The organism is Bacillus sp. 01N45, assembly GCF_056399205.1.
Genome location: NZ_JBFTQW010000022.1, coordinates 1 through 13,639, shown reverse-complemented (window position 1 = coordinate 13,639; position 13,639 = coordinate 1). Strand labels below are relative to the sequence as shown.

Here is a 13,639-nt window from a genome sequence, read left to right as displayed (position 1 = left end):
TTTTTAATAATGCATTTGTTTAAATTCTTAAATTTGGCCAGACAGTCCAGTAATTCTCAATACTTTGTCAATCTTCCTGATTGTCGAAACCCATATACATAATTATTTTCACCTTAGCATCCTAATAATAAAATAGTAAAAAGTAGATGAAGTTATGTACCAACAAACAAATTTTACATGAATCAATTACCAAAAATAGATAAAATTTTTGGCTATAGCGCATTTACCTTTATGAATATGAGATACAGACGAAATACGGGGAAAGATAGGTCATAGGACAGAAATGAAATCTGAAACTTCCAAACTATCTTTTTATTTATGTTCGACATAATATAACAATATAGAGATATATAATGTGTTATTATTACTGTTGCAATCTTAAATTTTACATAATTGGAGGAACAAACGTGGGAAAAATATTTAAGTTTGGATGCCTAGGCATTATAGCTTTATTTGTAATCGGAATAATTGCTATGGTTGCTGGTGGCGGAGATTCAACAGAAACAACTTCAACAGACACTAAAGCAGTATCAAAAGAAGGTGTATCTTCTGATGTAAAAATCGCTGTAGGGTCTATGGAAACAGTAGATTCTGTGGGCAATGAATATACAAAAGAACAAGCACAAGGTGTATTTAAAATTTTAGAAGTTACACTTACTAATAATCAAAAAGACGCTATCACTGTTGATGCTAACAGCTTTAAATTAGTAGATAGTAAAGGTCGCGAATTTACATATTCAACACAAGGTCAAACATCTTTTGACTTAGCTAACGGTGGGAAAACTGACTTCTTCTTAAAACAATTGAATCCTGGTCTAACACAGACAGGTAAAATTGTATTTGATATACCAAAAGATGCTGAAGGAATTTTCTTAAAAGCTAGTGGTGGTATGACGGGTAAAGAAATTAAGTTAAAAGTAGAATAGTAAAAAGGTACTCGAAAGAGTACCTTTTTTCTCACTGACCACCATTACATAACGCGGGAAAATAAGATGTGGATGAGAATTCAATACATATTAATAAAATTAAGACGGTTCAAGTTTGAGAAGGGCTCCTTAAGTTAACTATTCTTTTTGGAAAGTAACTTTACACATAGAAAAAACCTCATATATTGAGACCTTATAGTAAACATTTTAGTATTTTCTTCCTACAAAATCTCAGCGAGAAGAATCATAAAAAAACATATTGAATTACTGAAGAATTCTGTTCTCAACATTACATTAGATTTGCATCATATTTATTAATCGTGAATACATTTCACGTTCTTCTTTCGAATTTTTTATATAATTGTGAGCAGCATGAAAAACATCAAAAAATTGATTAAGAAAAAGCACTGCCAAAATCTTCAGCAATGCTTTCCCATTAAACGTACTATGATAACGAACGGCTATTTTTTTCTACTCATGAGTTCTATATACTCGCATATATTTATTTTAGATTTAAGATACTTTTTATTTCCTTCACACTCAACTTACTTGCTTTTGCAATAGTTTCAAGCGGTACACCAACTTCATACATCCCTCGGATTATCTGCATCTTACCTTGCTCAATTCCTTTTTCCATGCCCTCTTGTTCTGCATGCGCTAACTTAGCTTGTTCATCTAGAAGTAATTTCTCTCGAGCTTCATATGCTGTTCGGAAAGAAGAATCATAGCTCATATTTTCCCCTTTACTTATTGCCTTTTGTAAAATTGGATCTTGATTCATCGCAATCTCCTCCAATATTTGAGTAAAATTCTTCACACATTATTAAGATTCTTCTTCGTCTAGAAAATTAAAATTACCATCAATAAGACTCTGTAAATACTCATCAAAGCTGTTTGCAATCACTTCATATTCATCAGGATCATGTAAAAAACGAATGATTTGACCACATACACCTTCATCAGAAGGGTTAAAATCAATATACAGCTTTGATGTTCCACCGTTGTTCATACAATCTGAAAAGTGAATATACGTGCCAGGGAGAAGTCCTTCTGGATTTATCTTGGAGTCAACAGCATCCTCGTCATCTTGGTATTCTAAAAGATAGGAGACGTCTTCTTCTTCTTTTGAACTTTCAATCATCTCCTGTGTAGAAAGCAAATAATATGGATACTCTTCAACATCTGAACCTAAAATACATACCGTGACTTCGTTTTCTCCATATTTCCGCCAATATGTACCATCGATATTTTCAAGTAAAGTGATTAATGATTAAGGACAATTTGGATATTTCGTCCTTAATATATCAATATCTCCTTTTGTAGCACCGTATGCTTTATTTAGTGCTTCGAGATCATCTGTTGATAATGCTGCTTTCAAACCGTTTAAAAATTTGTTTACCAAATCCATTATTTTGTCCTCCCCAAAAACAAATATAAATTTTCTTAGTCTATATACCTAACATAAATAAGATTTGACCTTTAACCGTTTACACATCTAATTTAATTAGTACCATTACGTTCTAGCTCTTCTCGATTAAAGTATTGTTCTAGTAACTCTTTACCTGTTTTGATTGTAGTATAGTACTCTCCACCATACAGTTTCCCTTCTGATGGTTTATGGAAATCTTCGTATTTAGGGAAGTCTTCATTCTCTTCAAATGATTTCTTTGCAATTTCCATGTCTTCTGCTTCTATTTTAGCAAACAATCTACCTATACCGAATAACCCTTCATCATCAATACTTTCTTCTACAAGATAGTGTTCCTCTTCCTCTATAGGTGTCATTTTACTTTTTCTAACAGAATATAGATGACCCGTTTCTTCTTCTCTTACCGTAATAAAAATCCAACCAACTCTTACAACTGTACAAGGTTCTAATCCTAATAGTGTATAGGCAACTACCTTTTGGTCTTTCACATATTTCCCCATTTTATCTACCCCTTGTTGTTTATTTTAAACCGTAGTCTCTCAGACATTTATCTGCTCTTAATAGAATATCTCTGACTGACTCTTTTCTTTCATAAGTTCGTGTATCTTCAAGTGAGTTCCAATATACTTTTCCGTATTTCTCTATCGTTTCTACATGCATATCATCTACATAAGCATCGTGACGTTTCATTACGTCTCTACCGTTTTCTCGATAGTCCATGTATTTATATGTTGCATCTACCCCTAAATCTTCTCCAAGACCTGACATTTTAACGAATGGCGCTCTTGAAACTCCTGTATGAAATAGCATCTTTTACCTCTCCCCCTTATTTTAATATGATATTGTATCGTTCTCTTTGTTGTAAACTCATAAACTGCTCTACAAATTGTAGTTCATCTCAGTTAAACAATTTCATTGCTGTTTTTGTTTATTGGTTTTCAAGTCTATAATAGTTCCCCCGTATTTCACGACATTTTTTACATATTCTGTTTAAAGATCAAAATATTTATTAACGTTGTGATACATATCTATAACCATCTAAGACAGTAATTCCCTTTACTACAACTGTATTTTTTTCAATACTTTTCACTATTGCTTTTCCTGTTAAACGATTCATATATTGAATATAAATTGCAAATTCTATAGGTTCCTTTTTTTGTTTTTCTTAAAAATAATGTAATTCTTCTTCATTGGCACTTAACTCTAACTCCCAATTTTCAAAGTTTGTTTTATGTATGGATAGTTCATGTGATTCCGGCGATCCTATTTCACATTTTAAATCTTTAACAAAAACACGGTCTACGCAATGCCTTACCATATGCCACCTCCATCTGAGTATGTCTTCATTCCAAGCCTACTATTTCTCATTTTATTCTGCAATTCTGTTAAATTAAATGCTGTCATTATATTAAACACCGTAGAAATAATTTTATCTTCTCTCCACAGGTTTACATGTTATTCAATAAATTAGTTTATATTGATATTATATTTAAATATAATTTTCAAACCATCTTCATAAAGGCTCTCGTCATCAATATAAACTTAACTTAATAGAATCAAAATATGACAATCACAATTATAAATTTAACTTTGTAAATATCTACATATAAGCCAATCTTTTTATACATATATTGGATAAATTATAGTAAGATATCATTCTACTAAATGAAGTGAAAGTGGGGGTAGTTCAAATTTGTATCTTACTAATCATTTTTGGCCTCAATTTAAATCATTCAGTTCATTCATCTCCATCTTATTTAGTACACTACAAATGAATGTTATCTACTTTACTTTTTAACTAAAAAACTGCTTCAGCATATTTACCTGAAGCAGCTCTTGTTATCTCAAAAATGGTAATGATGCTTGCTGAATACTGCTTTGAGTTGAGACATAAAATGATTTTGCGAATCCCTCATTGTGAATACATTCATCTATTACAAGCATTATAGGAATCTTCCGTAAGTCTAACATTAGCTCCTTTCTAACATGTTCTGCTAAAGCAAGATTAGATATAGATAATATAAAAATTCCTGGTAAACTCTTCGTGTTTTCGAAATTCAATAAATTATTTGGTCCATTTTGAATTTGATCTTCCCAAATTCTCAATCTCGATTTTAAGTGCTGTGCATATCGCTGCCCCTGTTGCACCCTTTCAAATATGAAGTTTTGATTTCCAATTGGAGTTTTAATTTCTCCAACAGCAATGGGATTATATCCGGTACCAGTACCTTGTAGCTTTGGATACCAGCACCAATTTTTTAATAACTGTTGGCCTACTGCAAACTCATATTTTATCTGATTCATAGTGACAAATCTCTGTACACCCGCCACCCCTAGTTTTAACCACTGCTCTGGCTTTAAAGAATAGTTTGTATTACGGTTATGATAAGCCCACATCATCAAATGACCTGCAGTATTTAATGTAATTGGAGCAGATGTTTTAGGCTGATCCGGAAATAGCCCCGATTTCATCTCCCATCTACTAACAAACCCATACAGTACTAGTTTTTTCAGTGATTCCGAAACCTGAGACCTACTAATTTTAGACTCCACAAAATTTTTAATTTGAGCTTCTGTAATCGCTAATGAATCCCAAATAAGTTTTAGTATTAAATTGTCTTTTTCATTTATAAAACCTGAATTAATTCTGTCATAAATACTACGTAAATCTGTGAGTGGTTTGAATTTATCTGGAAGAATTGGTCCCCCCTGTAAAGAGGGGTCATCCCAAAGTGATAAAGATTGGTCCCTATTAAGCCAAAATTGAACCGCCTTTCCATTCTCTTGTACGGAAACCTGCGGCGCACTCATTAGTTATATAAAAACGCCGTTGGGTCGTTAACTTTTTTACGTCCAAAAGGAAACTTGAAGATAACCCCCGACCCTCTCTCTTTTTCTACATCCACATTTACAATTCTCATACTTACTACTTCATCCAATACTGGCTGTTCGATTGTTTTAGGGACAATTCCTTTAATTGTGCAGCCTTGGTCCAATTCAACAAAAACTCCAAAACGCGGGTCAACATTTACAACTCGCCCTACAATTGTGTCCCCTTCAGCTAATTCAGATAACAACTGATAAGGATTTTCCACTGCCGCTTTCCTAGAAACGTGAATTAGTCGTTGCTCCGGATTAAATTGTAAAACCTTAACTGGGATACGTTCACCAATAGGTGCATAGCGATCCACTGCGTTTTTATACACTCTTCCATAGTTTAGTTCATGTAACTTCATGAAGCATTCCGCACCATTAATGCGTAAGAATATAGTAGGAACCTGAGCATTCATATTGTATCCAGTTACTTCTGCTTCGTAGGTTGGCTCTTGCAGTCTTTCATCTTGCTCCAATTCTATCAACTCACGAATTAAAGCATCTGCAGATCTCCTACTTGCTTCTTTTACTGAAACCTGAACTTTATTTACATCTAGTTCATCAGACATTTGAGTAATTACTACGTTAAAAATATTACCTGTGAATTGTGTAATACTTCTAAAAGAGTAATCAGAGAAGTCCTCTTTTTTACAAACACCTATAATCTTACCGTTTTCAAGGGCAAACTCAGCATATTCAGTATCTGGATCGTCTTTATCGTTTCTTTTAACCGTTCTCAATACCGCTTGAATTGGCTCTTTATATCTACGTAGTGCCTGGAGTTTTTCATAAGTTTTTGAATCCATAAAAATATCTCCTCTCTCTTGTTCAATATTTATAAAGTTCAAAAATAATACTTCTACTTGAATTATTGTTACTTTTAACTGAGAAACTAAGTGTTTTAGAAATGTTTTCTAAAATTTTTAAAACTAGCTCTGATCCTTATCTTATTTATAAAAGTTAATGTTAAAATAGTTGTATATTTAATCAATTAAATTTTCATCAAAAACTAATCCTATATGGACTATTTTATTATTTTCAACTTTGATTGCGAGGGGAAAAAGGATGCGTAAACTGTTTAATGAAAAAAGGATATTAGAAAAAGAAACTGAGGAAGGTTCGCTTTATTTCATATTGCCTGAAGATACATTCCAGAAATACGTAGGACTTTGGGGATATCTAATACGACCTGGAGAATTTCATGAACCTGTGAAGTGGATAAATACTTATAAGATGCATTCTTTGGATTCTTACGTATTACTAAATGAATTTAAACCTAACGAATACGAATACATGATTTTTGAATATAGCAAAAATACCAGTAGCAGCTGTAGAAGAAGTAAGAAATTGTTTAATTAAAAATGAGTGTATGAACGTTTATCCAGAAGATTTCCCTATTGTAGATGGGTATGAATATGTATCCGCAGGAGAAAAGAAAAAATTCATTGTTGAAACTGAAGATCATTATGATGATGTTACTTTGTATGATCAAACCCATTACTTTTCCGATCATTACATTGTGGAATCATACAAAAAACAATTAACGGGCAACATACATACTTATACAAAACACATTACGATGAGTGGTATCAACTTTATTCTTTAGATACAAGTGATAAGTGCTGGATTTTTAAAGAAGTCTTTGAAGATAAATTGGATAACCTACCACTCTCCTCATATGAAAAAATGATAACTGAAAAAAGAGAGATTCCACAAGAAGATATAAATTATCAATTAAATTTAAAGAAATTACATGACCCTAATACTGAATGTGATTTTTACTACTCTGACAAGATGTTTGCATTAGGCTTCTTAAATAATGGAGGAAGAATTAATGTAGTAAACATTGATGGAGAATTAAGACGGTATAGCGAGATGGTTTTTAAAGTGGAAAAGCCATTCTCAAAATGGGACAATTTAGTATATGTAGGTACGGCAGCGCAAAAGGAAATACAAGAAGATATTCTAACAGATGTATCCTTGGAATAAAGTTGGATTAAATTAACTTAATAAACCTTGATAAAAGATGCAAATAGAAAAAGTGTGTTTTGAAAAAAGATTGATCAAAACACACTTTTTCTATATTCAATTGAATCATCCTTTTATAAAAAAGTTTGATAATTTTTGCGATCCTTACTCAATTAATACGCCCTTTAGCTGAAGAAGGGCACATCAGTTTATCACTGATTTTTCTTTTCTAATTTTAATTGATTAACAATGTAAGATACTAATGTAATTAACGGATTAATAATAGTCTTAGATGTTTTATACTCAACTTGCTGAGATGCATCAACCATAGATAATTGAGCAACGGAGATAACTTTCTTTGTATCTTTAATGATTTGATTTAAGAACTTTGCAATTTCTTGGTCGTATTCTTCTTTTCGTCCTTGCATTATCAATTCAAAAGTACTATTTATAACAATAACCTCTAAATCTAAAGATTTTTGATGATTATTAGCATGATGTTTAAGGCGTTCTACGGTACCTTCAACAGTTGCAGGATTTGTAAAAAGAATGGTCTGAGGCTGCTGTATATTGCAGAGGTAATCAAAGAATGGTTCATCAATTTTAATAATTGGCACTGAAATTGAGAGTTGGTCTTCCTGTAAAATTGCAATATAGTTTGTGCAAGTAATAAGGATAGCATCAACATTACATTGGGCAATCCATTCTATTTGCTCTTTAACTTTAAATTGAGCATCTGATTCTTGAAAATTTTCACTTAATGTAACTCGATACATTAAAGCTGGGTCAACAAAATGTATTAATTCAATGTTAAATAGGGAAAATGCGTTTTCTATATATTCTATATTCGAATAATGGGCGTGTAAGCACCCTAATCTTTTTCTCAATTCCATTCCACCTCTATTATATTTCTGCTTATTCTATCAGTGTGTGCATCCAAATGTCTATCAAAATTGAGACCTTTCCTCTTATTCCACAATATGGTCCTTTAGTGCAGGAACTTTATTGCTATTCAACGATTCCTTAATCCGCCTTTCAGTACAGATCTTCTATTCGCTATAAAAACATCACAATTTTTTTATAAACGTCGCGACTTTATTCAAAACATCGCATCTTTTTTATAAACATCGTGACTTTATTTACAAGCGACAACAGAGCAAGAAATGATGCAATTTGCTGTTTATATGCGAGAAAAAAGAGAGAAATCTTCATTGCATTAAGCACGGAAACATCTAAAAACCCCTCTTATTAGCAATGCTAAGAGGGGTTTTCTTTTACTCTACATGTAATTTGTATACAAATCCTAAGGCATACGATCTTTTAAATCTGCTAAAGGTATAAGTTTGTCGACAAGCCATAACTTCTTATTTCCATCATAGATAAGGTTTATCTGCATTAATGACATATTATCAGATGAAACACCATTAACTGTAATTTTACTTTTCACTTTTGCTAATACATTTGCCTTTGTGGTATCCAAAAATGCATAATACAACTCACCACCTGTGTATTCAGATTGAAATGAAACTTTCTTCTTTTCCTTCTCATCTCCAGCCCCAGGGGCAGATTGAGTTGGTCCACCTGGTGGTGTTAATTCTTTCTTTGCATTTGGTGTTATATATGCATCTATATTAGCAAGGTATGATTCACCTTTACCCGTATCATAAGTACGGAAAGCTTTAAGAAATCGTTCTGCAGCTTCCTTTACTTGTTGTTGATTATTACTCTTTAGAGCTGACAGTTCCTTTTTCGTATCGTTGTATTGTGCCTCCACCTTTTCCACTTTTTTCGTTAATTCTATATTATCAGTTTTAAGTTTTTCATTATCAGATTGATATTTTATTAAAAACCCTACACTAGCTATTAATAAAATTGCTATTATAATGGTGATTTTCTTCATGATTTACCTCCTTTTCGCAGTTTCATAAGTTGCTAGATGTTACATGCATTATTATCTAACTACACGACCATATCCCGCAAAATGCTGTTGAAAATATGGTTTACCTAAATCAGCATAGCCAATCGGATCACCAGCATGATACATTGTATTATTTCCTACATAAATGCCAACATGCGTAATATAGTTACTTGTAGCATAAGTACTATGGAAAAACACTAAATCTCCTGGCTTAGGATCTGTTATACGTTGGGTTTTATCCCATTGGGTTTGTGCAGTACCAAATAAATTAATACCAACTCTTGAATACGTATACTCAATAATTCCACTACAATCAAATGACGTATTTGGTGTTCGCCCTCCAAACACATATGGCCATCCTTGATACTTTAGTGCTTCTGTCATAATTGCTTGGAATACATCATCACCTAAAACGCTACCTCCAGCAATTCCACCAGAACCACCAGGGGTTTGACCAGGTTGATAGTATCTCATAATATGTGGGACATAGTCTGGATCACCATAACACCAATTATTAGCTACTGCCTCTGCACTTCGCCATGAACCACATTTATACCCATTTTTAGCTGATTGCTCTGCAGAAAATGCCCTTGCATTCTCGTGAGTATATCCACCTTTTGAAACTGCATAGTTAGCGTAGCCAGTTCCGTATAGTGATAGGTAAGGATTTGAAGTTATCTTCACCTTTTCCCCCACTTCACACCGTACGTGAGGGTTTCCCCTCATACGGCGTTCCATCTGATTCAATTGACCTAACTTTTATATTAAAGAGAAGATAGGTGCTCGATTCGCAAGTATTCTTAGCTTATCGAACCTTTTCTTCTTTTCTTCTTCTATTTCATAGTTGGCTAAGATGGATTTTGCCTTCTCTGAATCATCATGATGAATTGCGACATGTATATCTTCTAGCACAATTATCAGGTTTTCATAGTCGTCTTTCCCGCCAAATTCCAACGGAATTTTATGGTGGCAGTGCCAACCCATTAGACCTAATTCCTGTTTAGTAATTGCACATCTTCCATACTGTGCTATAAATTTTGAAATACGATTGTCGTTATATTCTACGGTTCGATGATTCATATAAAATCGTTGCACATGTCTAAGTGTTTCTTTATCAATAGCTTTCAAGGTATCATGAATTTCCGCCCTACCTTCTTCGGTATAATTTGAAATAGATTGGGTAAAATTCCTTGCTGATTTATGCTTTTGTGCATGAATCGGGATTAGTACAATATCTTGAATTTTATAGAGTTTCGGATTATAGTTCCGATACCTTTTTCTCAAAGTGGATGACATATCGTGCTTAGTGGCTCTTTTCCAATCTCGCCTCAGTCGGTTATAGAGTGTTCTTATGAGATGGCAACTCATTTGGTCTAAATCTTTATTAATATGGGTTGCAGCCGCATAATAATTTTGTATGCCCATCACAACTGTGTTGTAATGCCATACTGCCTCTGGCGTCTGCTTTTTACTTATTTTCTTGATGGCTTCCTTCAATTTTAAGTAGGCATTTTCTCTGGCTTTTTGACACATCCTGCTATGAGCGACATGACGATTTCTCTTTTTTCGTGCTTTGATGCTGAATCCCAAAAAATCACTGGATTTCTTCTGTAGGTTAACAATTCTAGATTTCTCAGTGCTAATTTCCAGATGTAACCGTGTTTTGAGAAAGTCTTTTGTCGCCTCAAACATCTTAAGAGCCGTTGGATAGTTACGACATAATATTTTGAAATCATCTGCGTATCGAATAATAAAGCATTCCTTCAAATTGCTTTTCTTTAATGCTCTATACTTATCATTTCTCGCCCCGTATGGATGTTTAGTCTCAATAGTTTCCCATTGGTCGCTAATCCACCAGTCTAATTCGTTTAGAACGACGTTGGAAAAAAGAGGGCTCAAAATACCTCCTTGCGGAGTTCCCTTATTCGGGAAGCCTTCATTAATGATTTCTGCTTTTAATAAACTTGAAATGATAGAAAGTAATTTTTTGTCTCGTATCCCTATACTCCATAACTGTTTTATAAGTTTTCCATGGTTTACATTGTCAAAGAATCCTTTGATATCTATATCTACACAATAATGAAAACCTCTTCCTTGACTGTTCACCAAAGATTTCATCCTTGCTAATGCATGATGTGTACTTCGATTTGGACGGAATCCATAACTATGGGCATGGAACTTTGCTTCACATATAGGCTCAAGAATTTGTAAGATACACTGTTGAAACAGTCTATCCCATATTGTCGGTATCCCAAGAGGTCTCTTTTTACCATTAGGTTTCGGTATAAAGACTCGCCTAACCGCTTGTGGTTGATACCAGAAAAACATGGACTTAACCTGTTCTATCACTTCATCTGTTAAAAGCGATTTTATGTCGTTAATGGTCATCCCATCGACTCCAGCTGTTACACTCCCCATATTTCTTTTAATGTTTCGATATGCCAATTTGATATTTTCATCCATCATCATAAGCTCTATTAGTTTATAAAAGTTATCTCCATTTTGACTTTGCTGATATAAGCCGTCCAGAATGGACTGCATATCATAGTATTCAGCGTGTCTAAGCTTTGCAGTTTTCTTTATAAGTCGGTGCTCCTTTCAGAGTTAACCTTTTTTAGTCTCACAAGAACCTTATAATTCAACTGATTTACTTTATAAAATGGTTGGTCAATCTTCTATCAGACTAATGGCTATCCCTCCATGATGTTTCCATCATTTCATAGGTACTGTGCCATCACTCTTACCACCATAAATAAAGGTTATATGTACGCTAATCTCACGAACATTTTCCCCTTAAACATTTCACCAAAGATAAGTTCTCCATGTTGGTGGCTTTCCACGTTCCACTACTTCTATCTATTCATGACACTTTTAGGGCTCTCCTTTAAGCCTGTTGACTGGATGTCGCCTATAACGACATATGGACTTTCATAACAACTATTCTTACTTATCCACATCAACGCCACGCTCGTGGCACACACATTTCTATGTGTTATGCTTTCTAGACCCGTACATTCGGAGATTCGTCAGATTCTGCCTACCGATAGTTTTTGTGAATCCATTCTACCCATGAGTGTTTTATAGACTCCCGACCTATAGGCTACATCATCCATCTCTGGATAAGTTTCGTAGTATTTACGTACTTTACGGTAGCTCTCGGCCGACTTTACCGAGCTTCACACACTTACAGTTCTTATCTACTGCATCATGCATGTCGGAGTATCAGAGGAAGCCCTTCCAGGCGTTACCCTTTCATTTGACTTCTCGAAATAGTAGTTCTACTGATTTCAAATCAGTGCTCAACCTTTTCAGTTAAGAACGTGTCGCACAGTTATAACACTGTAATGTAATATTTTGATCGCCGTTGGATTTTTTATGACAATCTGCAAAATGCATTAAACCATATTTAATACTTTCTTCTGGATCTGTAAAATAACCAGGAGGATGATTTTGTGATTCGGAACTTTGCATAACGTCCAACTGGGTTCCAGAACTTTCTTGTTGGATAAGAGCTAGTATTAGTGAAGTCATTGCCTCTATGCCGTGTTGGGCTGCATATTTCCGTACCAACGGCTCCCATCTCATTACTTCAGGACTAACACTTGCAGTACCTGGTGCAAAAGGACCACCAATTCCTCCAGGACTGACTTCATCTTCACTCATTGTGGCGGTTAATAAAAATATCACTATACCTAAACCTGCAACAACAGCCAAAATAATACCGGCTACTATTAATAATGGCTTTGCAACAGCAACTGTAGCTGCCTTCTGTGCTACTTTAACTGCCACTTTCTTACCTACTTGTGCAACTGCTTTACCCGCTACTTTTGTACCTTTACCAGCCGCCTTCCCTAAAGAATGGCCTGCCTTTTTCAAGGCAGGCTTAGCATTCCCTAGTTCAGCTTCAGGATGATGTTCATTTTCAAAGTCGCGATTTGGTTCCGCACTCAATGTATAAACCCTCCCTCACGAGCTGAATTATTTTGGTTTTATAGTTTCTTTCGCTTTTACATTTTTTAAAGCTTCTTGTTGTGTTTGTGCTTTCGTTTCAACTTTTTTAATTGCTGCCCCTTCTTTTACTTGTTGTTGATTATTTACTTTAGGGACATTTTTAGTTGGTTGTGAATTAATCGGTTTTACCTCTACTTGTTTTTGCGGTGTACTTACATGTGAAGTAGTGACTGGTTTGCTTTCCATCGGATTCGCTGGTGATGGTGTTGTTCCTGACTGTGGTGTTGTGATTGGTTTGCTCTCCATCGGATTCGCTGGTGATGGTGTTGTTCCTGACTGTGGTGTTGTGATTGGTTTGCTCTCCATCGGATTCGCTGGTAATGGTGTTGTTCCTGACTGTGGTGTTGTGATTGGTTTGCTTTCCATCGGATTCGCTGGTGATGGTGTTGTTCCTGACTGTGGTGTTGTGATTGGTTTACTCTCAATCGGGTTCGGTTGCGATGGTGTTGTTCCTGACTGTGGTGTTGTGATTGGTTTGCTCTCCATCGGATTCGCCGACGATGGTGTTGTTCC

10 protein-coding genes and 6 pseudogenes are annotated in these 13,639 nt (G+C 34.6%); 3 read left to right on the top strand and 13 right to left on the bottom strand.

Annotated elements, in window-relative coordinates; all coding sequences use genetic code 11:
- Window positions 1–407: 407 nt before the first annotated feature.
- Window positions 408–926: a DUF4352 domain-containing protein gene (locus AC1DMU_RS28305; protein ID WP_071714734.1), complete on the top strand. Its 519-nt coding sequence runs from the start codon at window positions 408–410 to the stop codon at window positions 924–926.
- A gap of 502 nt (window positions 927–1,428) precedes the next feature.
- Here the strand turns inward: AC1DMU_RS28305 and AC1DMU_RS28300 are convergent.
- The 7 genes and pseudogenes from AC1DMU_RS28300 to AC1DMU_RS28270 form a co-directional block, all read right to left on the bottom strand.
- A pseudogene (locus AC1DMU_RS28300) lies at window positions 1,429–1,740 on the bottom strand (Rpn family recombination-promoting nuclease/putative transposase); the annotation flags it as partial.
- Between the two features lie 9 nt (window positions 1,741–1,749).
- A pseudogene (locus AC1DMU_RS28295) lies at window positions 1,750–2,334 on the bottom strand (SMI1/KNR4 family protein).
- A gap of 92 nt (window positions 2,335–2,426) precedes the next feature.
- Entirely contained in the window at window positions 2,427–2,855 is a 429-nt protein-coding gene (locus AC1DMU_RS28290) for a hypothetical protein (protein WP_088062825.1), read from the bottom strand.
- A gap of 19 nt (window positions 2,856–2,874) precedes the next feature.
- Complete coding sequence (locus AC1DMU_RS28285; protein WP_088062824.1) at window positions 2,875–3,165, bottom strand: hypothetical protein; 291 nt, start codon at window positions 3,163–3,165, stop codon at window positions 2,875–2,877.
- Between the two features lie 199 nt (window positions 3,166–3,364).
- A pseudogene (locus tag AC1DMU_RS28280) lies at window positions 3,365–3,673 on the bottom strand (transposase).
- Window positions 3,674–4,194: 521 nt separating this feature from the next.
- Window positions 4,195–5,166: a hypothetical protein gene (locus tag AC1DMU_RS28275; protein ID WP_088062823.1), complete on the bottom strand. Its 972-nt coding sequence runs from the start codon at window positions 5,164–5,166 to the stop codon at window positions 4,195–4,197.
- Window positions 5,166–6,035, bottom strand: coding sequence for an RNA-binding protein (locus AC1DMU_RS28270; RefSeq protein WP_088062822.1), 870 nt, complete (start codon window positions 6,033–6,035; stop codon window positions 5,166–5,168). The genes AC1DMU_RS28275 and AC1DMU_RS28270 overlap by 1 nt, the downstream gene beginning before the upstream one ends.
- Window positions 6,036–6,529: 494 nt before the next feature.
- Between AC1DMU_RS28270 and AC1DMU_RS28265 the strand changes: the two genes are divergently transcribed.
- Window positions 6,530–6,835: a hypothetical protein gene (locus AC1DMU_RS28265; protein ID WP_252196072.1), complete on the top strand. Its 306-nt coding sequence runs from the start codon at window positions 6,530–6,532 to the stop codon at window positions 6,833–6,835.
- Between the two features lie 47 nt (window positions 6,836–6,882).
- Window positions 6,883–7,218, top strand: a complete 336-nt coding sequence (locus AC1DMU_RS28260; RefSeq protein ID WP_262366744.1) for a hypothetical protein — start codon at window positions 6,883–6,885, stop codon at window positions 7,216–7,218.
- Window positions 7,219–7,409: 191 nt separating this feature from the next.
- Here the strand turns inward: AC1DMU_RS28260 and AC1DMU_RS28255 are convergent, their stop codons facing one another.
- From AC1DMU_RS28255 to AC1DMU_RS28230, 6 genes and pseudogenes are all read right to left on the bottom strand, one after another.
- Window positions 7,410–8,090 (bottom strand): hypothetical protein, encoded by a 681-nt coding sequence (locus AC1DMU_RS28255; RefSeq protein WP_476941668.1) that lies wholly within the window; start codon window positions 8,088–8,090, stop codon window positions 7,410–7,412.
- A gap of 410 nt (window positions 8,091–8,500) precedes the next feature.
- Complete coding sequence (locus tag AC1DMU_RS28250) at window positions 8,501–9,097, bottom strand: hypothetical protein (protein ID WP_088062820.1); 597 nt, start codon at window positions 9,095–9,097, stop codon at window positions 8,501–8,503.
- A gap of 51 nt (window positions 9,098–9,148) precedes the next feature.
- Window positions 9,149–9,766, bottom strand: a pseudogene (locus AC1DMU_RS28245) (C40 family peptidase); the annotation flags it as partial.
- Between the two features lie 108 nt (window positions 9,767–9,874).
- A complete protein-coding gene (gene ltrA / locus AC1DMU_RS28240) occupies window positions 9,875–11,656 on the bottom strand; it encodes a group II intron reverse transcriptase/maturase (protein ID WP_476941667.1) in 1,782 nt (593 codons plus the stop codon).
- Between the two features lie 780 nt (window positions 11,657–12,436).
- Window positions 12,437–13,066, bottom strand: a pseudogene (locus AC1DMU_RS28235) (lysozyme family protein); the annotation flags it as partial.
- 27 nt (window positions 13,067–13,093) lie between these two features.
- Window positions 13,094–13,639, bottom strand: a pseudogene (locus AC1DMU_RS28230) (CD3337/EF1877 family mobilome membrane protein); the annotation flags it as partial.